We start from the raw sequence: 21,139 nt of genomic DNA on the forward strand, positions 1-21,139 counted from the left end.
GCCGCAATGCACGGCTTTGTGGCCAGTGTTTGCGGAATGTCGCCTCACGATATCTTGGCAACGGGGTCTGCCGCCTTGGTATAGGGTGTAGATCATATCACATCTGCAAGGGGGTCACATGTCCACGCTCGAAACCCTGATCCACCGCGCCGAGCAGTGCACAATTTGCGCCGATCGCTTTGCCGTGACCAAAACAGTGCACCGCCCCCGCCCCGTTGTTTGGCTGTCCACGCAAGCGCCGATCCTGATCGCGGGCCAAGCCCCCGGCGCGCGGGTTCATGCATCGGGCATTCCGTTTGACGACAGGTCCGGCGACCGCCTGCGCGATTGGCTGGGTGTGGATCGTGCAACATTCTATGACCGCTCGAAATTCGCCATTCTGCCGATGGCGTTCTGTTTTCCGGGTTATGATGCAAAGGGATCGGACCTGCCCCCACCCAAGGTTTGCGCCAGCACGTGGCGTGCGGACTGCATCGCCGCGATGCCCCAAACCCGCGTCAAACTGCTGATCGGCGGGTATGCGCAAAAATGGCATCTGGGCGTGAAAACCAATGTCACGCAAACCGTAGCGGATTGGCGGGATTATCCGCCCGATACCTTTGCCCTGCCCCATCCCAGTTGGCGTAATTCTGGCTGGCTCAAGAAAAACCCGTGGTTCGAGGCGGACGTCCTGCCGCGCATGCGTGATGCGGTCACACTTGCACTGGCGGGGCGCGGCTGACATCTATCCCCCATGACAGAGATCACGCCCCTAGACACCGCCCATAGCGAAGCCGAAACCGACGAGGCACAGCGCCCGCGTTTCTGGTCGCGCCTGCTGGAAACCGAACTGTTCGTCGCATTGGAGGACGAAGCGGATGGCGAAACGATCCGCCCTGTGATCCTCGACACGGATGACGGGCGCATCGCCTTGGCCTTTGATCGTGAGCTGCGCTTGGTTGAGTTTATGGAGGGTCCCAGCGAATTTGCCGCTATGTCCGGTCGTCGCCTGGTCAAGATGCTGGTCGAGCAGGACATCGCCTTGGCGCTGAACCTTGGCGGGCATACGTCCGAAACGATCCTGCCGGTGGACGCCCTGCGATGGGCGGTGGAACAATTAACCGACCTGACCGTGGTGCGAGAGGCTGCCGTGCGCGACGTAACCCGCCCGCAGGGGGTGCCCGACGCCTTGCTCAGCGCGATTGCCGAGAAGCTGCCAACGCTGGAGGGGCTGGCCCGTGAAAGCTGGCTGGTCGGCGTATCCTATCGCGACGGCACACGCGGCCACATGCTGGCCATCGTTGACGCATTACCGCCTGCCAAGGACGCAATCGCCGATGCCCTGTCCGAGGCCCTGCGTCTATCCGGTCTGGATGCCGGACAGTTGGATATCGTGTTTCTGGACGAGGGCGCCAAGGCTCTGCCATCCCTGCGAGCCAAGGGCCTAGGCTTTGAAATCCCCCAGCGGCAGGAAATCGTGCGCGAGGTCACAGCCCCCGGCACTGATCCGTCAAAGCCGCCGATCCTGCGCTAAGCGGGCTTCACACTGGCCGTAACGTAATTCACGCCGAGATCGCGCGCGTCCAGTGACCAATCCCAGCGGGCGAAGTTGAATTTGAATCCGGTGCGATCCACCGGATCCATGCCTGCGCCGCGCAGCAATTCGAACAGTTCATCGGGCGTGATGAATTTCGAATGCTCATGCGTGCCGACAGGCAACCAGCGCATGATATGTTCCGCACCGATGATCGCGAAAAGAAAGCTCTTCGGATTCCGGTTCAGGGTTGAACACACCATCAACCCACCCGGTTTCAGCAGGTCATGGCAGGTGGTCAGGAAACTGGCGGGGTCCTCGACATGCTCCACTACTTCCATATTCAGAACTGCGTCGAACTGCTCGCCATCTGCGGCCATCGCCTCCGCCGTGGTGTGACGATAATCGATGGTCAGGCCGGATTGTTCGGCATGTAGCCGCGCCACGGGCAGGTTCCGTTCCGCCGCATCCGCGCCGACAACAGTTGCACCCAGCCGGGCCATTGGTTCGCTCAACAACCCGCCGCCGCACCCGATATCGAGGATGCGCAATCCGGCAAAGGGCAATTCTGCCGTTAGGTCACGACCAAATTCCGCAGCAATCTGGCGCGTGATATAATCCAGTCGTGTTGGATTAAGCATATGAAGAGGCTTAAATTTACCCTCCTCGTCCCACCATTCATCGGCCATCGCCTGAAACTTTGCGATCTCGCCGTCATTTACACTTGTCTGCGCGGGCATATTATCGCCTTTCGATGGATTTAACTCTCCGTTGCAGTAGGACATAGTTCGAAAATGCGTGAACACGGAAGCCGAAATAGCGTGCCATATCGGCGCAGTCTTTATCCCCCACGGGAACCATCAGCACAATTTGTGCTAGAGGTCCCCGGCGGGCACCAGCTCTATGCCGAGGAATCGGGCAAGGTGGACGGCGTTCCCGTCGTTGTCCTGCATGGTGGCCCCGGTGGCGGATGCAGCCCTGCGATGCGCCGCTTTTTCGATCCGAATCACTACCGCTCCATCCTGTTTGATCAGCGTGGATGCGGGCGGTCGGTTCCCCATGCCAGCGTTGACAACAACACGACCCACGATCTGATCGCGGATATCGAGCTGCTGCGCGAACATCTGGGCATCGAGCGCTGGTATGTTTTCGGCGGCAGTTGGGGCGCCACGCTGGCCCTGCTCTATGCGCAGGCACATCCGTCGCGGGTGCAGGGGATCATCCTGCGTGGTGTGTTCCTGATGATGCAGACCGAACTGGACTGGTTCTATAATGGCGGCGTCGCCCGTTTTTGGCCCGAGGAATGGGAGCGTTTCACCGCACTGATCCCGATGGAGGAACGCGGCGACATGATCGCCGCCTATCGCCGCCGCCTGTTCGGGCCGGATCGGGCGGAGCAGGTCCGCTATGCCCGCGCATGGGCCGCATGGGAATCCAACCTTGCCGCCCTGGAAAGCCATGGGCGATCCTCTGGCGGGTCGGGCGAATATGCGCGCGCCTTTAGCCGGATTGAAAACCACTATTTCTCGAATCTGGGCTGGATTGAGGAGGGTCAAATCCTCGACCAAGTTTCTCGGCTCAAGGGGATACCCGGATATATCGTACAGGGCCGCTATGACATGATTTGCCCGCCGGTCAGCGCATGGACCCTGAACCAGGCATGGCCCGATTCCGAACTACGCTCAGTTCGCACCGCAGGGCACGCCCTGTCCGAACCCGGCATCACCGCCGAACTGGTCGCCGTGATGGAGGAGCTGAAGGAAGTAGAGCACACAAACGCGTGAGGTAACGCGGCAAACTCGTTAATATCGTGTCATTCAGCACTGGACACAGACCCGAGGCGCACCACATTTGTGAAACCGTGCCGGGTCTGGGGCGTTAAGCTCTAGAGACTGCAGCACTAACGGGGGTATTTCCTTATGACTATCGCATTCAAAACAACTGGCGCACTTCTACTTGCAGGCATGACACTGACTGCATGCGCACAGGGATCACTGACCACTGGCGAAAGCGCAAACCGCAATCAGGGCGCGCTGCTGGGCGCGGCACTGGGCGCGGCTGCGGGTCAGCTCGCTGGCGGTGACACACAGGGCACGCTGATTGGCGCCGCTGTGGGCGCAGGTGCAGGCGCACTGATCGGTGCCGACCTTGACCGTCAGGAGGCTGAACTGCGCCGCGATCTGGCTGGTTCGGGCGTTGGCATTCAAAACACTGGCGATCAGCTGATCGTAACATTGCCTGAAGCAATCACCTTCGCCACCGACAGCGCCGATGTTGCGCCGGGCTTCCAGAACCAGCTTTCGGTTCTGGCCAGCAACCTGCGTCAATTCCCGGGCTCGATCGTTCGCATCACCGGCCACACCGACTCCACCGGTGCTGACGATTACAACCAGCGTCTGTCCACACGCCGCGCACAGGCCGTTTCCAACGTGCTGGTTGCCAATGGCGTACAGCAGAGCCGCCTGATCGCATCCGGCGCCGGTGAGAGCCAGCCAATCGCGTCCAACGACACGCCAAACGGCCGCGCGACCAACCGTCGTGTTGAGCTGGTGATCACACCAACGCAGTAATCTGCGTCAGTTAGAGTAGAAAAGGGCCCGGCTGATCGCATCAGTCGGGCCCTTTTACATTTATGCCTTAAACCGAAGTTTCTGCCTTACCGCCATTCGCTGCGGACCATTCCAGCGGGTTGTTCAGGAATGCCTCAACCGCGTCCAATGTCTTGGTATCGAAATGGCCCTGCACCCGTGCCTCGGCCAGAACGTCCCACCATGTGGCCAGCCAGTGCAGCTCCAGACCATGCTCGCGCAGCTTTTCCGGCGCGTCCTTGAAGATGTCGTAGTAAAAGACGACGACCGTGTGATCGCATTTCGCGCCGGCCTTGCGGATCGCCTCGGCGAATTTGACCTTGGAGCCGCCATCGGTGGTCAGATCCTCAACCAACAGCACGCGCTGGCCTTCCTCGATCAGGCCCTCGATCTGTGCGTCACGGCCAAAGCCCTTGGGCTTTTTGCGGACATATTGCATCGGCAGGGCCATCCGCTCCGCGATCCAGGCCGAAAACGGGATGCCAGCGGTTTCGCCACCGGCGACGGCGTCGAATGCTTCGAAACCAGCATTGCGGTACAGCTTGGCCACGGCGAAATCCATCAGCGCGCCACGAATGCGCGGGAAGGAGATCAGCTTGCGGCAATCAATATAGACCGGCGCGGCAATGCCCGAGGTGAAGATATACGGCTCATCCGCACGAAAATGCACCGCGCCGATTTCCAGCAACATCCGTGCTGTCAGCCGCGCCATTTCCGCATCCGAGGGGTAAGAATTCTGAAACATCTGATGTCCTTTCGATACCGCCACGCGGCCGTGAAATTCAGCGGCGCACGCGCCATTGGGGGGCAAAGCCGGGGTCAAAAACCGTTACGGGGCCTGCACCGGTTTCGATCGTGGCGGGAAACTCACCGGGGATTTTTTCCAGCACCATCTGCGCCTCGTTCGGGGCCAGCCCATACCATGCAGGACCGTTGAGCGAGGCGAAGGATTCGAGCTGATCCAGCGCGTTTTCCTCGTCAAACACCTGCGCCAGCAATGGCATGGTGTTGGTGGCCGAGAATACGCCCGCGCAACCGCAGCCGGTTTCCTTGGCCGCATCCACATGTGGTGCGCTGTCCGTCCCGAGGAAGAAGCGCGCATCGCCCGATGTCGCCGCCGCCCGCAGCGCCTGCTGATGCTCGGCCCGCTTCACGATGGGCAAGCAGTAGTAATGGGGCCGGATGCCGCCAACCAGCATGTGATTGCGGTTGATAATCAGGTGATGCGTGGTCAGCGTACAGGCCAGATTGCGATCCGCGCCGCGCACGTAATCCACACCATCCTTGGTCGTCACATGCTCCAACGTCATCTTGAGTTCTGGCAGGCGGGTCCGCAGGGGCTCCAGCACACGGTCCAGAAACACGGCTTCGCGGTCGAAAATATCAATGGCGGGGTCTGTGACCTCACCATGCATACATAGCGGCAGACCGATTTCGGCCATACGCTCCAGCACTGGCATGACTTTGTCGATATCGCGCACGCCGCTATCGGAGTTTGTGGTGGCGCCTGCTGGATAAAGCTTAACCGCCGTGATCAGGCCAGATTGCGCAGCGGCGGCCAGATCGTCGGGGTCGGTCCCCTCGGTCAGGTACAGCGTCATCAGCGGGGCGAAGTCCGCGCCCTCTGGCAATGCGGCTAGGATACGATCGCGATAAGCCGCAGCATCCGCGCCGGTCACAACTGGCGGCACCAGATTGGGCATAATGATCGCCCGTCCAAAGTCCCGTGCGCTTTCCGGCAATATGCCCTCTAGCATTGCGCCATCGCGCAGGTGCAGGTGCCAGTCATCGGGGCGGCGAAGGGTGATATGCATCATGTTCTCCAGTCGGTTCCGGATAACTAGCACTGCCCTATCCTGTCACGCAATCGTGCGTTCACTGGTAACTGGCATAGGTGCGACCTATGTGAAGTATTGTAGAACGGAGAGAAGAACATGTTGCTGAAACTCACACCCCTGATCGCCGCTATGGCATTGAGCGCATGTGCAGAGGGCGAACGCCCGTTTGATCCTGCCGAATCCGGACTTTTAAACCCAACGCCTGAATTGGGTTGCGTGCAGCTTGAGCTTTCGCTCGGGCTGCACGGCGACGAATGTGGCGTCCTGACACGGGGCGAGGCGGCAATCCTGTCGCGCAAACAGGCAAATGGCCTGGATACCGATGATGATTTCGTTGTCAGCGATTGACGCATCCCGCCCTGCCGTGGCGTTTTTATTTACAGCACCTGACCTCCACGTAAAGTGATCGCAAAGCGAGCCGCACATAAGGCCCGCGTGACACTTCGGAGGCTATCATGACCAACTACCCGCACCTGCTTGCACCGCTCGATCTGGGTTTCACCACGTTGAAAAACCGCGCCATCATGGGCTCGATGCATACGGGGTTGGAGGAAGTTGGCGACTATAACCGCATCGCCGCCTATTTCGCAGAACGGGCCGAGGGCGGTGCCGCCCTGATGGTCACCGGCGGCATGGCCCCGAACGAAGAGGGCGGCGTACTACCCGGTGCCGCGGGCCTGTTCACGGATAAGGACATCGCAAATAACCGCATCGTCACCGACGCAGTTCATGCGGCGGGCGGCAAGATTGCGATGCAGATCCTGCATGCCGGACGATACGCCTATAACCACAAATGCGTGGCCCCCTCGCCCGTGAAATCCCCGATCAGCCCGTTCCCCCCCACTGAACTGGACGAAGAAGGCATCGAAAAACAGATCGCGGACATGGTCACCGCCACCCTGCGCGCGCGTGAGGCAGGGTATGACGGCGTGGAGATTATGGGCTCCGAGGGATATTTCCTGAACCAGTTCCTCGTCACCCACACCAATAAACGCACGGATCGCTGGGGCGGCAGCTATGAAAACCGTATGCGCCTGCCGGTCGAGGTCGTGCGCCGCTGTCGCGAGGCCGTCGGCCCCGATTTCATCATCATCTACCGCCTCAGCATGATTGACCTGATCCCCAATGGATCAACATGGCAAGAGGTCGTGCAATTGGCCAAGGCGGTGGAGGCCGCAGGCGCCACCATCATCAATACCGGCATCGGCTGGCACGAGGCACGGGTGCCCACCATTGCAACCTCCGTCCCGCGCGGCGCATTCACTTGGGTCACGAAAAAGCTGATGGGCGCGGTGTCGATCCCGCTGATTACCTCGAACCGGATCAACAATCCTGAAACGGCCGAGGGCATTCTGGCCGAGGGTTGCGCCGATATGGTCAGCATGGCCCGCCCATGGCTGGCCGACGGCCATTTCATGCGCAAGGCGGCCGAGGGGAAATCCGACCAGATCAACATCTGCATCGCGTGCAATCAGGCGTGTTTGGACCACACATTCTCGATGAAGCTGACAAGCTGCCTTGTGAACCCGCGCGCCTGCCATGAAACGATCCTGAATTATCCCGCCGTGGACGTGGCCAAAACCGTCGCCGTGGTCGGTGCTGGCCCTGCCGGTCTGTCCACCGCCATTGTCGCCGCCGAGCGGGGCCACAAGGTCACGTTGTTCGAGAAGGACAGCGAGATTGGCGGCCAGCTCAACATGGCCAAGCAGATTCCGGGTAAGGAGGAATTCTGGCACATGGTCGATTATTTCCGCCGGATGCTAGACGTGCACAACGTCGATGTCCGCTTGGAAACCGAGGCCACGGTTGCCGCACTGGTCGAATTTGACGAGGTCGTCATCGCCACCGGCGTTCTGCCCCGTGATACGGGTATCGCCGGGCAGGATGGCGACAATGTCGTCAGCTATGTCGATGTGCTGCGCGGCAAGGCCGTTGTGGGCGAAACCGTTGCTGTCATCGGCGCGGGCGGGATCGGGTTCGACGTGTCCGAATTCCTGACCCAAAAGGGCGAAAGCCCGACTCTGAACCGCGACGAATGGTTGGCCGAATGGGGCGTTGGCGATCCGGCAGATGTTGCCGGCGGTCTGCGCCCCGAGGGACCGCAGCCAGAGGCCCCTGCCCGCTCCATCACCATGATGCAGCGAAAGGCAAAGAAACCCGGCGCGGGCTTGGGCAAAACGACCGGCTGGATTCACCGCGCCGCGTTAAAGATGAAAAACGTGCAGATGGTCGCAGGCGTCAATTACGAACAGATCGGGCCGCAGGGCATTCAGGTATCCTCCGGTGAAGCCCGCGAAAACCCCCGCTGGATTGCCGCCGATACCTTGGTGATGTGCGCGGGTCAGGTCAGCTTTCGCGACTTGGCCGATCAGCTACAGGCCGCTGGTCGTACCGTGCATGTTATCGGCGGCGCGGATGTGGCCGCGGAATTAGACGCGAAACGCGCGATCAAGCAAGGGTCCGAGCTGGCCGCATCGCTGTAATTACCAAGTGGCGCGGGATCAGTGCCGCGCCCTAACCGCCGTCATCAAATATTCCACATTACCGTCAGACCCCGTAATCGGGCTTTGCGTGGTGCCCTGCACCTGCCAGCCCTGATCGGCCAGAAACCCCTCAATCCGCGTGCGCGCCGCATCACGGGCAACGGGGTCGCTGACGATGCCACCCTTGCCAATATGGGCGCGGCCAACCTCGAATTGCGGCTTTACCAATGCGACCAAACGGGCACCCGGCTTGGCCAGTGCCAATGCGGGCGGCAGGGCTTTCTCCAGAGAAATAAAGCTGACATCCGTCACGATCCAATCCAGCGGCGGCAACAGATCGGCGGTGATATCCTTGGCATTCACGCCGTCCAGTCGCACCACGCGGGCATCGCCAGCAACATCCGGATGCAACTGGTCCCGACCCACATCCACGGCAAAAACCTGCGCCGCACCGCGTGCCAGCAGGACCTGCGTGAACCCACCGGTTGAGGCCCCAAGGTCGAGGCAAACGCCCTGCGGCACCAGCCCGAATTCATCCAGCGCATGGTCCAGCTTCAACGCCGCACGGCTAACCCACGGGATCGGATTGTGGGTCAGGGTGATGGCGGCATCCTCGGCCACCTTGACCGATGGTTTGGCCACCGACGCCCCGTTCACCTGCACAACGCCCGCCGCGATCAACTGCGCGGCCCGCGACCGGCTGGGCGCAAGGCCCTGCACCACCAGCGCCTGATCCAGCCGGATCATGACCTATAGCCCCGGTTTACCGCGCAGGTTCGGGTTCGCCTCAACATGGCGGCGCTTGATATCCTCTGAGGTTTCACGACTGCCATCATGGCTCCATCCCGGCGGTTTCTGCACGTAGTTCCAACGGTCGCGCCAAGTGATGCCGCGCTGTGTCACATCGCGCAAAATACCCACATATTCGTGGAAGGCGACCCGGATCGGGTTAAAACTGCCCAAATTATGCACCAGGCCGTAATCCGGCTTCTCTTCCTCAGGCACAAAGGTTCCGAACATGCGGTCCCAGATGATCAGCGTGCCAGCGTAATTCGCATCCAGATATTGCGCATTGCGCCCGTGGTGGACGCGATGATGGGACGGGGTGTTAAAGATATACTCGATCGGGCGCGGCAGCTTGTCGATCACCTCGGTATGGATCCAGAACTGGTACACGAGGTTCAGCCCGCCCACGAACAACACCATCAGCGGATGGAAGCCCATGAAAACCAACGGGATTTGCAGAATAAACATCCCCGTCAGCTCCCCCGTCCATGTTTGCCGCAGGGCCGTGGACAGGTTGTAATGCTGCGATGAGTGGTGGTTCACATGGCTGGCCCAAACCCAGCGTGACGTATGGCCGATGCGGTGCACGCAGTAATAGCGCAGGTCATCCAGAACGAAGCATAGAAGAACGACGAACCATGCAGTGCCCAAATCGAACAGGCGGAAATTCCACACCCAAAAATAGACGTTATAGGCGATAAACCCCAGCAACAGTCCCGCAACGACACTGCCCGCGCCCATGATTAGGCTGGTTGCTGTATCTTTTGTTTCATATCGACCTGCGCCGTCACGCCAGCGAATATAGAAAATCTCAACAATCATCAGCAGAATAAAGACAGGTACGGCCAGCACAACAACATCGGGAAAGCTGGTTGCGTCATCCATGGGAAACCTCCTGCGGCAGATAGGGGGCGAGTTGCGCGTGCCATTCGGGCAGCTCACGTCGGGTTAGCGGGATGCGTGCGGTGGGGCAGTCAAAGGCGTTGAACTGCACGATCAGCGTGTTACCCCGCGCCTTTACCGACCGCAGCGAACCCGCCGTAAGGGTGCGCGAAACCGTGTCCGCGCCAAAGCTCCAGATCAGGCCCAGCGCGTCATTCGGCAGGTGGATCAGCGCAGCGGTTCCGCCCGTGTTTACCATCGTTTTCAGCGGCTTATTATGGGGCCAATCGGCATGCCATGCGTCCCGAATATCTTCATCCTGCGACAGGGATGCGGCCTGCGATCCACCGGTAAAATGGACCAGCATGACAATGCCTGTGATACCGAAAACGACCAACAGGCCGAGGAGCTGTAGCGTCATGATGGGCGTCCCTTCGACCATATTTGGCAATGCTTTCGGCGGCCGCTCAACCCTATCCTTACGTCACGTGCCTGCCGTTAGGGCAGCGTTGATCGGCCCTGCGGCGCGGCGCATCATTCCCCAAAACCGGAGGAAACAGCAATGAACCCCTATGAGATGATCCGCGCGCATCTAGGCCAATCCATCCCCTTTGCCGCCCATTCAGGTGTGCAGATTGTGACGGTTGGCGATGGCATATCCGAGGCTGTTTTGCCTGCAACGCCAGAGACTTGCAATCATATCGGCACGCCCCATGCGGGGGCTGTGTTTACTCTGGGTGAAACGGCCAGCGGTGCCGCATTGGCCGGCGCGCTGGCCCCCGTGATCCTGCAATCGCGCCCCGTCGCGGCCGAGGCAAAAATAACCTATCTGGCATTGGCCAAGGGCGATCTGACAGCGCGGGCGCGGACCTCGATCCCCGGGGCTCAGGCTATGGCCACCCTCCAATCCGAGGGGCGCGTGAAGTTCGATGTGATCGTCGATATCACCGATGAAACCGGCACCAAGGTGAACGAGATGACCGTCGCGTGGCACGTCAAACCGGCCAAAGGTTAACGCGATAATCCGGCGGCTGCTATGTGGCTGCTATCGGGCTGCGCTATGGCTGGCAAAATCATGGCCGACCCGATTTGGTTAACGGACCGCTTGTTGCATTGCGCGCATTGATCTCAACCCTTTGTTGCATCAGCATTGGGGGATGCAAAACCTTGACCCCAAACATACCACCTGTTTTCTGACCGCGGTTCAGGCCGGAACAGTGCGCGCCGCGGCGGAGCAGCTGGGCATTGAGCCATCCACCGTCAGCCGCAATCTGTCCGCATTGGAAACAGCAATGGCTGTGCCCCTGCTGGAACGGGGCCGCACCGGTGTTCGCCCGACCGAGGCAGGCACATTGCTGATCGCGTTTTTACGCCAGCAGGAGGGCGCGCTGGACCTGCTGCAATCCGAATTCGACGCCCTGCGCAATATGAAGCGTGGCAAAGTGACCATCGCCGTGGGTGAGGGATTTGTCGGCGATCTGTTCGACAGCGCGTTGAACAGTTTCGCCCAGCAATATCCCGACATCACGCTGGCGCTGACCGTGGGTTCGACCGAGCATGTTGTGGATCAGGTTACCTCCGAACGCGCCCATCTGGGGTTGGCCTATAATGTCGCGCGCGATCCGCAAATTCGGGTTGAAACGGCCAAGACGCAGCCCCTCGTCGCCTTGGTTCGTAAGGGTGGGCGGTTTGATGATACCGCGCTGGACCTGACCATGCTGGCCAAGATGCCCTGCGCGATTCCGCCCAAAAGCTTTGGCATCGGCGCGATGATTACCGCGGTTGAGGCAAAGCACAGCGTTCGTTTGCGCGCCGTGGTGGAGACGGGAGCGATCTCCGCGCTGAAGGCATTTGTGCGCAACGATATGGGCTACACCATCCTGCCCCGCTTTGTGGTCGAGGGCGAGCTGTCCGACGGTATCCTGTCGGCGCATCCCATTTCCTCCAGCGGGTTTGCCGAGGGAGTTTCGTCCTTGGTGCGGCGTGAGGGGCGCAAGCTGCCACAGGCGGCCAATTTGGTTTTGAAGCATTTGCGGCGGATGTCTGCCTTTCGCTAAGCGTTGCGTTCAGCGCAACAAAATAGTCGATTTCGCAGCATTCTTCGCCCCGAAAAACCGGCCTATCCTGCTTGAAACAGGATCAGCGGTGGGAGTGTCAGCGTGAAAATCGGACTTATCGGATGTGGGAATATGGGCGGCGGTATGGCGGCGCAATTGCTGGCCAATGGCCGCGATTTAACATGCTATGACCCTGATCCCGCGACACAGGCCAGAATGCAAACGCTGGGTGCGACTGTCGTGAAAACCCCTGCTGAGCTGGCGCGCGCGGTTCAGGTGCTGATCCTGTCCCTGCCCAAGGCCGCGATTGTCACCGCCGTCATGGAGCAGATTGCGAGCGACTTTCAGGGCGGCGCGATTGTGCTGGATACCTCGACCTCGGAACCCGCAACCTCGCAGGCGATGGCGGCGACCGGGCAGCAGCACGGGTTCGCCTTTGTCGATGGTCCGGTCAGCGGCGGACCGGCGGCGGCGAATGCGGGGACGATGACCATGTTGCTGGGCGGTGATGCGCAGGCCATCGAACAGCTGCGCCCTGTGCTGGACATCATCACGGCCAAAACGGTGATCGTGGGCGGTTCGGGGGCAGGTCACGCGGCCAAGATTGCGAACAACATGCTGTGCGCCGCCAACCTCATTCTGGTGGGTGAGGCGGTCCGGCTGGGTCAGGCCGCAGGCGTTGACCCCGAGGATTTGCTGGAGGGCATCAATGCAGGGTCGGGCCGTAGTGGGGTGAGTGAGGTGAACTTCCCCAAATGGGTGCTGAACGGCGGGTTCGATTCCGGATTCACCATGGGGCTGATGCGCAAGGATGTCGGGCTGGCGCTGGATCTGGCCAAGGGGTCCGGCGTGGATGTTAGCGGCTTTGCCAGCATCGCGGATATCTGGCTGAACAGGTCCGGCAACATCCCCGATACCGCTGATTTCAACGAGATTGTAAAACACACCGGCGTGGAGAGTGACGATGTCTGATCACAAGCAAAAACTGCTGACAGCAATGGCGGCGCTAGGGCTTGGCGCGCAACCGCAAAGCTGGATTGACGGTGCGCTGGTCGATGGGACGGGCGATGCCATCACGTTGGTTGATCCCTATACCGAGGAGGAGCTGTTCAGCTATCCCGATGCCGGTGCCCCCCTCGCCATTGCCGCATGTGAGGCATCCCAGCGCGCGCAGCGTGGTTGGGCCAAGGGGATATCCGCCGCCGCGCGCGGGCAGGTCATGCAGGATATTTCCCGCGCGGTTCTGTCCCATGTGGAGGATCTGGCAACGGTTGAGGCGATTGTCGCAGGCAAGCCGATCCGCGACTGCCGGATCGAGGTCGCGAAAGTGGCCGAGATGTTCGCCTATTATGGCGGCTGGGCTGACAAGCTGCATGGTGAGGTGATCCCCGTTCCGTCGGGCCATCTGAACTACACAATGCGTGAACCGCTGGGCGTGGTATTTCAGATCACGCCGTGGAACGCCCCCGTCTTTACCGGCGGCTGGCAGATCGCGCCGGCCATCGCGACGGGCAATGGTGTGGTGATCAAGCCGAGCGAGCTGACGCCGCTGACCACCGTTGCCTTGGTCAAACTGGCGGAGGAGGCCGGACTGCCCCGTGGCTTGGTCAATGTTCTATGCGGGTTGGGCCCAACCACCGGCCAGACCGCAACCCAGCATCCGGCAGTGCGCAAGGTGATCTTTGTCGGGTCGCCCGAAACCGGACGCCATGTCGCCACGGCTGCGGCGGCGGCGCTAAAGCCTGCGGTGCTGGAGCTGGGCGGAAAATCAGCGAATATCGTCTTCGGGGATGCCAATCTGGAACATGCCTGTCTGGGCGCGCAGGCGGCGATCTTTTCCGGCGCGGGGCAAAGCTGCGTCGCGGGGTCGCGATTGCTGGTGCATAAATCGGTCTATGATGAGTTGATCGAAATGCTGGCCACCGGCATGAACAATATCAAGCTGGGTGATCCGCTGGACGAGGCAACGGAAATCGGCCCGATGAGCAATGCGCGTCAGTTTACCCACGTGAACACCATGATCGGACAGGCACAAAGCGACGGGGCATCCGTGCTGTCGCGCGATGACCGCCCGACGCAGGGCTATTTCGTGCCGCCAACCGTGCTGCGCAATCTGTCCAATTCAGCCACTGCCGCCCAGACCGAGATTTTCGGACCGGTTGTTGCCGCAATCCCGTTCGAGGATGAGGCACAGGCAATCGCGCTGGCCAACGATACGCAATTCGGGCTGGCCGGTGCGGTCTGGACAGCCGATGTCGGACGTGCCCATCGTATGGCAGACGCGGTGCGGGCGGGGACATTCTGGATCAACAGTTACAAGGCGATCCACGTCTCGTCCCCCTTTGGCGGGTCGTTGAATTCAGGCTTTGGCCGGTCCAGCGGCATGGACGGGTTAATGGAATATACATCGGCCAAGAGTGTCTGGCTGGACAGCGCGCCAACGCCGCGCATCGCATTCGGATATGTATCCTGAGGGGGCCAAATGAAGCTGGTTGATGATGTACAGGCGATGCTGGAGACCTCGCCGGATTTGGCAACGGTGCTCGACCTTGGCCCCTTTGCGGATTTCGCGCAGCTGGCCGGTGCGATCTTTGCCAATCTGTGCAGCAATCCGGCCATCGGGCGGCTGGTGCGCGATGTCTATGCCGCCGATCCTGATCTGGTTGCCATGTCGTGCCATGACATAGCGGAGGCCGCCCGCCGGAACTTCGAACCGGGCGGCGCGCCCACCGCGTTGCTGTTCGCACGGGGTGTGCAGGCCGTTATGGGGCATCGCGTGGCGCATCGGCTATGGGTGCAAGGGGATACCAACATGGCCCTCGCGGCCAAGGCGGCATTCGGGCGGGCCTTTTCCACCGATATGCACCCCGCTGCACAGCTCGGAGCCGGTTTTTGGCTGGATCACGGGCTGGGCTTTGTATTGGGCGAAACCGCGATCATCGAGGATGATGTCTCCATCTGGCACAACGTCACTCTGGGCAGCACGTTGACCGATAGCGGGCCACGGCGGCACCCGCATATCAGGCGCGGCGCGGTGATCGGCGCAGGGGCTATCCTGTTGGGCGGCATCACCATCGGCGCGGGGGCGAATGTCGCCGCAGGGGCCATCGTGGTGCAGGACATTCCCGACAACGCATTGGCCATCGGTGCCAAGGCAACGCTGCGCGGACAGGCTCAGGTTTCATACGCTCCGCAGGATGGAGGCACCGCATGAACGCGTCCTTTGGTATCGACCACCCGTTGCTGGCCACTCATGACATCGATGCCCTACGCGCCCGGCTAATCGCGCTGGGGTTCAACATGACCGCCGTGGGAAAGCATCCGTGGGGCACCAGCACCAGCCTCGCCATGTTCAACGGCTGCTTGATCGAGATTATGGGCATCTCTGACGATACCTTGTTGGATCAGGTTCCCGCAGGTGATTTCCGGTTTGGTCGGCATGTTTATGACCATCTGCAACAGCGTGAGGGCGTCGCATTGTCCGCGCTGCACAGCACCGGCTCTGCCGTGGATGCCGCGCGGGCGCAGGATGTAGGCTTTACCATTGCGGGTCATCTGGAATTTGGCCGTGACGTTACCCTGCCCGATGGCAGTACAGGCCGCACGAAAACCACGCTGGCGCTAATGCCTGACGCTGAATTCCCTCGCCTGTCCCTGTTTCTGTGCCAACAGCATCGGCCCGAGCTGATCTACGTGCCCGAATGGCTACAGCACCCTAACCAAGTCACCGGCATTTGCGGCGTGACCATTTTGGCCGACGACGACACCCACGATGCATTGCGCAAACGGTTCAGCGGCCTGTATGGCGAGGCGAACGAATTGCAGGGAGGATTCCAGTTTCAAACCGCAAACGGCGTGTTGCGCGTACTAAATGACGGCGGGTTCGAAACCCAGATCGGCCCTATACCTGACGCCCTGCACGACGAGCACCAACCCTGCATCGCCGCTATGGACCTAGCGATGCCCGATCCGGCGCAGATGTATCGGTTTCTACAGCAATCCGGCCTAGCGTTTACGCCCTGCGACGGCGGCTATGCCCTGACCCAGCCGGAGTTAACCGCGAATACAATATTACGGTTTTTGATGGTGTAAGACGTGAATTGGTGCCCGCTGCCGGACTCGAACCGGCACGGCCTATGGCCGGGAGATTTTAAGTCTCATGTGTCTACCAATTCCACCAAGCGGGCAGGCATGGATTGTGTGCCGTGCCTGCGCGCCAGCGTCAAGCGAGTTGGCGCAATTCGGCCATAACTGTGGCCAGTAAATCGGCATCTGTGCTGCGGGCCACCACGTTTACGACGAAACGCCCGTCCACTGCGCGTGGATACGAGCCGATGGAGACTTGCGGGTGCCGCGCCGCGATTTCGCCCAGTGGCGCGGCCAGCGTGCCCTCGCCCTTTTCGATGCGGACCTCATCCGACAGCATCGGGGCGCCGCCGGTTAGGGTGGGGATGATGCTTTCGACCATGGCGGCGAAAATCTTGGGCACTCCGGCCATGACATGGACATTGCCGATGGTAAAGCCGGGGGCCTTGCTGATCGGATTGTCGATCAGGGTTGCGCCGTCGGGAATGCGGGCCATGCGCAGACGGGCATCGGTCAGGTCGTTTTCGGGGTCGGCGTAGTTCGTGGCCAGTATGGCGCGCGCATCGTCGCGGATCGAAATGCCAACATCAAATGCCTGCGCGATGCAATCCGCCGTGATGTCGTCATGGGTTGGGCCGATGCCGCCCGAGGTAAAGACGTTGTCCATCTGCCCTCGCAGTTCATTCACGGTGCGCACGATCGTTGCCACATCGTCGGGGATGACCCGCACCTCGGCCAAGGTGATGCCCCGCGCGCCGAGCGCCTGTGCTAGCACCTGTACGTTCACATCCTGTGTACGTCCCGACAGGATTTCATCCCCGATAACGATCATTGCGGCGGTTGGCATGGTCTGGCTCCTCGATCTGCGCTACGCGGGGGGATGTTGTTCGATCCCCCTTTGATCCGCGCTATTCTGTTGCGCAGATATAAACGCTTCCTCGCGGATGTCATCCTGCCCGATGGCCGCGAGGTTGTGGTTCATTGCGCAAATCCGGGGCGTATGACCGGTGTGGCCGATGCAGGTGCTGCTGTTTGGTTGCAAGCCTCCATCAACCCAAAGCGAAAATTGCAGTGGTCGTGGGTGCTGACGGAACTGGGCGGTGGTGCATTTGCGGGCATTGATACCAGCCTGCCGAACCGCCTCGTCGCGCAGGCATTGCAGGACGGGCAGATTGCGGAGCTGACCCAGTGGGACACCATCCGCCCCGAAGTTCCCTATGGCACCCGCAGCCGCGTTGATTTCCTGCTGAGCGACCCTGACCAGTCCGACCTGTATCTAGAGGTTAAAAACGTGAACCTGCGCCGTGCGGGCACGCTGGCCGAATTTCCCGACTGCAAGACCGCCCGCGGCGCCAAACATCTGGATGAGTTGATACAGGTCGTCGCCGACGGTCATCGCGCCACGATGCTATATGTCGTGCAAAGAACCGATTGCGACGCCGTTAGCTTTGCTGCTGATCTGGACCCCGTCTATGCTATGAAAGTGACCCAAGCGGCACAGGCCGGTGTGCAAATGATCGCACGGGCGACCCGTATTTCTGCGCACGGTATTACGCTAGGCCGTGCGCTACCTGTCATCCTGCCGTGAAAGCCCCTATATGGGGAATGTATCGAATCCCAAGGACCGCACCATGACTTCAGCCGACGCCGCAACGTCCATCCGCATGAACCGCGACGGAATCAACATCCACTCCGAAGATGGCTTTGCCGGAATGCGCGCAGCAGGGCGATTGGCAGCGGAAATCCTGGACGATATCGGCCCGCATGTTGTGCCGGGTGTGACCACGGCGGAACTGGACCAGATTGTTCTGGACCAGATCACGGCGGCTGGCGCGACCTCTGCCACCATCGGGTATAAGGGTTATCAGCACGCAACCTGTATTTCTATCAACCATGTGGTTTGCCACGGCATTCCGGGGCCAAAGGTCCTGCGTGAGGGCGACATCCTGAACATCGACGTCACCGTGATTGTCGATGGTTGGTACGGCGATAACAGCCGCATGTATTGGGCCGGTCGTGTTCCGCGCAAGGCGGAGCGCCTGATCCAGATCACCCACGATTCGCTGATGCAGGGCATTGCGCAGGTCAAACCGGGCAATACCTTTGGAGATATCGGCCACGCGATCCAACGCTTTGCCGAGGCGCAGCGCTGTTCCGTTGTGCGGGATTTCTGCGGGCACGGACTGGGGCGGCAATTCCACTCCGCGCCCAACGTGCTGCATTACGGGCGCGCGGGCAGCGGGCCGGTATTGGAGCCGGGGATGTTCTTTACCATTGAGCCGATGATCAACCTTGGTCGGCCCGAGACGAAGATCCTAGCCGATGAGTGGACCGCCGTGACCAAGGACCGGTCCCTGACCGCGCAATACGAACATTCCATCGGCGTGACCGAGGAAGGGTGCGAGATTTTCACCCTGTCGCCCGCCAATATTTACGCGCCTCAATTCACGCGATAGGCGCATTCGTTAGGGTTGGGTTAACCAATTGCGCGCCATGTTTGATCGCATGAGCGCGCGCCTACCCCTTCCCGGATTCGCAGAAATGCAGCAGCCGATCGCCCCCTCGGCGCGGCCTGATCAGGTGAACCATCGCGCGCGCCTGCGGGATCGCTTTATGCAGGGCGGCGCGGCGGCCCTGCCCGATTACGAATTGCTGGAGCTGGTGCTGTTCCGCGCCATTCCTCGTCGCGATGTAAAGCCATTGGCTAAGGCGCTGATCGCCCATTTCGGCGGCTTTAACGCTGTGATCTCCGCATCTGCCCACCAATTAACCGAGTTCCAAGGCGTCGGCGCGGCCATCGTGCAGGAGCTAAAGATCGTGGAGGCTGCGGCCCATCGGCTGGCCCAGACCCGCGTTGAAGCCCGTGATGTGTTGAGCAATTGGGACGCCCTGCTGGATTATTGCCGCACCGTCATGGCCCATCGTGAGACGGAGCAATTCCATATCCTCTTCCTGGACAGCCGCAATGGCCTGCTGGGGGATGAGGCGCAGCAACGTGGCACCGTCGATCATGTGCCGGTATATCCGCGTGAAATCGCTCGCCGTGCGTTGGAGCTGAGCGCCACCGCGATCATCTTGGTACACAACCACCCGTCCGGTGATCCGACGCCCAGTCAGGCCGACATCACCATGACCAAGAACATCATTGCCGCATTAACCCCCCTGTCGATCAGGGTTCACGACCATCTGATCATCGGCAAGGGGTCGGAGCTAAGCTTTCGCGCAAAAGGGCTTATCTGAATTAGGTGATGGCCAAAACAAAACCGGCGCCACTGGGGCGCCGGTTTCAAATCTCATATCCGATTGGATCAGACGCGATCGCGGACCCAGATTTCAACGCGGCGGTTTACCTGACGGCCTGTGAAGGTCTCGTTACAGCCAACCGGCGAAATCTCACCAAAGCCCAGAACCGTAACCTGATCATCCGCAATCGTGCCGTTTGGCGCGGAGTCGAGGATCGCCTCAAGCACCTGCTCTGCGCGACGCTCGGACAGGGCACGGTTCAAATCGGGGCGGCCGATGGAGTCGGTGAAACCAACCAGCAGCACTTCCTTGTTGTCGAAACCGCCATTGGACAGCAGCTCAGCAATGCGAACAACGTCGCGCTGTGCCTTGGCATCCAGCAGCGAGGAACCCGGCTGGAAACGCAACGTGGTGGACAGGCGTTCCGCGTTCAGCATCAGCGTCGCGAAATCACGAACATCGGTCAGCTGGCCAACATCCTCAGCCGAGATCATAGCGGAGGCGAGGCGCAGGCCCTGCTCGCTCATCGATGCACTGGAGATACCCTGATCGATAAAGCCTGCATCAGCGATAATGTCCTGAGCCTCATCCGAATTCACAAATTCCAGCAGGTTGCGTGCGTGGTTGGGCAGCGCTGCATTGGTTGTGTACAGGTACAGACGACGGGCCAGCGGGTATTCTTCCGCCTTGATGTTAAAGACCGAAGGCTGTGTCACGATGCCACAAACTTCCTCGATCCCGACAGCCTGCGCATTGCGCTGGTTGGCGTAACCGGTGAAGCCAATGCCGAACGGGTCAGCCGCAACAGCGTCGGACAGGTCGGAGTTGTCATCCACGATCACGGCGTTGGTGCTAACCTCACTACCGATCACATCCATAACGTTTTGCTGGAAAACAGCGCGCGTACCGGCGCCATCCTCGCGTGTGTAGACGTTGATTGGCGCGTTGATGCCGCCAACCTGCGACCAGTTCGTGATCTCACCCGAGAAGATGCCGGCCATTTCCTCAATCGAGAGGTTGTGGACAGGGTTGCTGCGGGCAACCACGACCAAGATACCGTCCAGCGCCAGAATATGTTCCTGCGAGGGGTCAGTGATGTTGCCCAGATCGGCCGCATCAAATGCCTGTGCCTCGCGCGGGCGGACCGCGCGGGATGCCATGCCGATGGTGCTGGACCCGTCGAGCAGCGCGGAGAATGCGCCCTCGGAATTCAGCGATGCAATCTCGATATCCGCGATGCGACCACCGTTCAGATCCTCAATCGCGAGGCCAAGCGAGCCGTCAGCATTGATCTGGTTCGATGCGATATCCGCGTCCAGCGCGAAGGAATATCCTTCGATCAGGGCGGGCATCAGATCGGCGCCGATTGTCTCGGACCCGGCGATGCGGAATTCGGAGCGCAGCAGCGACGGATCGGGGCAGGTCTCGCCCTCACATGTCACCTGATAGGCATCGATGGTGATCGCGCCGATCGCTGTGGAAATTTGGTAATTCTGGCCATCAAACTCGACAAGATTGCCGCGCAATGTGATGGAGCCGTCATAAGACTGCAGGGTTACCTGTTGCGCGAATGCTGGCAAAGCTGTCAGCGCCATGGCTGCAGCAAAACCGACGCGGATTAACCCGCCGCGTGCCGTCTTAATCGAATCCATGTATCCCGTCC

Annotated in this window: 23 protein-coding genes and 1 tRNA gene; 15 read left to right on the forward strand and 9 right to left on the reverse strand. The window is 60.5% G+C overall.

The window, feature by feature from the left end; translation table 11 throughout:
- Positions 1-118 precede the first annotated feature (118 nt).
- A complete protein-coding gene (locus tag CR254_RS03070; protein WP_097928331.1) occupies positions 119-721 on the forward strand; it encodes a uracil-DNA glycosylase family protein in 603 nt (200 codons plus the stop codon).
- 12 nt (positions 722-733) lie between these two features.
- The gene (locus CR254_RS03075; protein ID WP_097928332.1) at positions 734-1,513 is read left to right on the forward strand and encodes an SseB family protein; all 780 of its coding nucleotides are present in this window, start codon (positions 734-736) and stop codon (positions 1,511-1,513) included.
- Here CR254_RS03075 and ubiG read toward each other — a convergent pair.
- On the reverse strand, positions 1,510-2,253 hold the full coding sequence (gene ubiG, locus CR254_RS03080) for a bifunctional 2-polyprenyl-6-hydroxyphenol methylase/3-demethylubiquinol 3-O-methyltransferase UbiG (RefSeq protein WP_097928333.1): 744 nt from the start codon (positions 2,251-2,253) through the stop codon (positions 1,510-1,512). The genes CR254_RS03075 and ubiG overlap by 4 nt on opposite strands.
- A gap of 54 nt (positions 2,254-2,307) precedes the next feature.
- Here ubiG and pip point away from each other — a divergent pair, with 54 nt between their 5' ends.
- The gene (pip, locus tag CR254_RS03085; protein WP_097928334.1) at positions 2,308-3,297 is read left to right on the forward strand and encodes a prolyl aminopeptidase; all 990 of its coding nucleotides are present in this window, start codon (positions 2,308-2,310) and stop codon (positions 3,295-3,297) included.
- Positions 3,298-3,432: 135 nt separating this feature from the next.
- Positions 3,433-4,083, forward strand: coding sequence for a YiaD family glycine zipper/OmpA-like lipoprotein (locus CR254_RS03090; protein ID WP_097928335.1), 651 nt, complete (start codon positions 3,433-3,435; stop codon positions 4,081-4,083).
- 67 nt (positions 4,084-4,150) lie between these two features.
- On the opposite strand, the gene CR254_RS03095 is transcribed toward CR254_RS03090, so the two are convergent.
- Positions 4,151-4,846, reverse strand: coding sequence for an orotate phosphoribosyltransferase (locus tag CR254_RS03095; protein WP_097928336.1), 696 nt, complete (start codon positions 4,844-4,846; stop codon positions 4,151-4,153).
- A 37-nt stretch (positions 4,847-4,883) separates the two neighbouring features.
- Entirely contained in the window at positions 4,884-5,915 is a 1,032-nt protein-coding gene (gene pyrC, locus CR254_RS03100) for a dihydroorotase (protein WP_219617971.1), read from the reverse strand.
- Between the two features lie 120 nt (positions 5,916-6,035).
- Here pyrC and CR254_RS03105 point away from each other — a divergent pair, with 120 nt between their 5' ends.
- Together CR254_RS03105 and CR254_RS03110 are read left to right on the forward strand one after the other, a co-directional pair.
- Positions 6,036-6,287: a hypothetical protein gene (locus CR254_RS03105; protein ID WP_097928338.1), complete on the forward strand. Its 252-nt coding sequence runs from the start codon at positions 6,036-6,038 to the stop codon at positions 6,285-6,287.
- Between the two features lie 107 nt (positions 6,288-6,394).
- Positions 6,395-8,422 (forward strand): NADPH-dependent 2,4-dienoyl-CoA reductase, encoded by a 2,028-nt coding sequence (locus CR254_RS03110; RefSeq protein WP_097928339.1) that lies wholly within the window; start codon positions 6,395-6,397, stop codon positions 8,420-8,422.
- Between the two features lie 18 nt (positions 8,423-8,440).
- On the opposite strand, the gene CR254_RS03115 is transcribed toward CR254_RS03110, so the two are convergent.
- Genes CR254_RS03115 through CR254_RS03125 form a run of 3 tightly spaced genes read right to left on the reverse strand, consistent with a single transcriptional unit; the run spans position 8,441 to position 10,511 of the window.
- Positions 8,441-9,169, reverse strand: coding sequence for a TlyA family RNA methyltransferase (locus CR254_RS03115; RefSeq protein ID WP_097928340.1), 729 nt, complete (start codon positions 9,167-9,169; stop codon positions 8,441-8,443).
- A 3-nt stretch (positions 9,170-9,172) separates the two neighbouring features.
- Positions 9,173-10,093, reverse strand: a complete 921-nt coding sequence (locus tag CR254_RS03120; protein WP_097928341.1) for a sterol desaturase family protein — start codon at positions 10,091-10,093, stop codon at positions 9,173-9,175.
- Complete coding sequence (locus CR254_RS03125; protein ID WP_145996693.1) at positions 10,086-10,511, reverse strand: hypothetical protein; 426 nt, start codon at positions 10,509-10,511, stop codon at positions 10,086-10,088. Before CR254_RS03125 ends, CR254_RS03120 begins: the two co-directional genes overlap by 8 nt.
- Positions 10,512-10,652: 141 nt before the next feature.
- Between CR254_RS03125 and CR254_RS03130 the strand changes: the two genes are divergently transcribed.
- The 6 genes from CR254_RS03130 (at position 10,653) to CR254_RS03155 (ending at position 16,239) form a co-directional block, all read left to right on the forward strand.
- The gene (locus CR254_RS03130; protein ID WP_097928343.1) at positions 10,653-11,105 is read left to right on the forward strand and encodes a PaaI family thioesterase; all 453 of its coding nucleotides are present in this window, start codon (positions 10,653-10,655) and stop codon (positions 11,103-11,105) included.
- Between the two features lie 142 nt (positions 11,106-11,247).
- Positions 11,248-12,147 (forward strand): LysR family transcriptional regulator, encoded by a 900-nt coding sequence (locus CR254_RS03135; RefSeq protein WP_097928344.1) that lies wholly within the window; start codon positions 11,248-11,250, stop codon positions 12,145-12,147.
- A gap of 102 nt (positions 12,148-12,249) precedes the next feature.
- Positions 12,250-13,119, forward strand: a complete 870-nt coding sequence (locus CR254_RS03140) for an NAD(P)-dependent oxidoreductase (protein WP_245851364.1) — start codon at positions 12,250-12,252, stop codon at positions 13,117-13,119.
- The gene (locus CR254_RS03145) at positions 13,112-14,620 is read left to right on the forward strand and encodes an aldehyde dehydrogenase family protein (RefSeq protein WP_097928346.1); all 1,509 of its coding nucleotides are present in this window, start codon (positions 13,112-13,114) and stop codon (positions 14,618-14,620) included. Before CR254_RS03140 ends, CR254_RS03145 begins: the two co-directional genes overlap by 8 nt.
- Positions 14,621-14,629: 9 nt before the next feature.
- Positions 14,630-15,361, forward strand: a complete 732-nt coding sequence (locus CR254_RS03150) for a serine O-acetyltransferase (RefSeq protein ID WP_097928347.1) — start codon at positions 14,630-14,632, stop codon at positions 15,359-15,361.
- On the forward strand, positions 15,358-16,239 hold the full coding sequence (locus tag CR254_RS03155) for a VOC family protein (RefSeq protein WP_097928348.1): 882 nt from the start codon (positions 15,358-15,360) through the stop codon (positions 16,237-16,239). Before CR254_RS03150 ends, CR254_RS03155 begins: the two co-directional genes overlap by 4 nt.
- 9 nt (positions 16,240-16,248) lie before the next feature.
- Here the strand turns inward: CR254_RS03155 and CR254_RS03160 are convergent.
- Together CR254_RS03160 and CR254_RS03165 are read right to left on the reverse strand one after the other, a co-directional pair.
- Positions 16,249-16,334: transfer RNA gene (locus CR254_RS03160), tRNA-Leu, on the reverse strand.
- Positions 16,335-16,369: 35 nt separating this feature from the next.
- A complete protein-coding gene (locus CR254_RS03165; RefSeq protein ID WP_097928349.1) occupies positions 16,370-17,080 on the reverse strand; it encodes a competence/damage-inducible protein A in 711 nt (236 codons plus the stop codon).
- A gap of 33 nt (positions 17,081-17,113) precedes the next feature.
- On the opposite strand from CR254_RS03165, the gene sfsA reads away from it, so the two are divergent.
- The 3 genes from sfsA (at position 17,114) to radC (ending at position 19,473) form a co-directional block, all read left to right on the forward strand.
- Entirely contained in the window at positions 17,114-17,821 is a 708-nt protein-coding gene (gene sfsA / locus CR254_RS03170) for a DNA/RNA nuclease SfsA (protein ID WP_097928350.1), read from the forward strand.
- Between the two features lie 43 nt (positions 17,822-17,864).
- Positions 17,865-18,689 carry a type I methionyl aminopeptidase gene (map, locus tag CR254_RS03175; RefSeq protein WP_245851366.1) on the forward strand — a complete coding sequence of 275 codons (825 nt, stop codon included), beginning with the start codon at positions 17,865-17,867 and terminating at the stop codon, positions 18,687-18,689.
- A gap of 85 nt (positions 18,690-18,774) precedes the next feature.
- Complete coding sequence (gene radC / locus CR254_RS03180) at positions 18,775-19,473, forward strand: RadC family protein (protein WP_245851367.1); 699 nt, start codon at positions 18,775-18,777, stop codon at positions 19,471-19,473.
- Between the two features lie 68 nt (positions 19,474-19,541).
- Here radC and CR254_RS03185 read toward each other — a convergent pair whose 3' ends face one another.
- Positions 19,542-21,128 (reverse strand): substrate-binding domain-containing protein, encoded by a 1,587-nt coding sequence (locus CR254_RS03185; RefSeq protein ID WP_097928352.1) that lies wholly within the window; start codon positions 21,126-21,128, stop codon positions 19,542-19,544.
- Positions 21,129-21,139: the final 11 nt, after the last annotated feature.

Source organism: Pontivivens marinum (assembly GCF_900231835.1).
In the GTDB taxonomy this organism is placed as follows: Bacteria; Pseudomonadota; Alphaproteobacteria; order Rhodobacterales; family Rhodobacteraceae; genus Pontivivens; species Pontivivens marinum.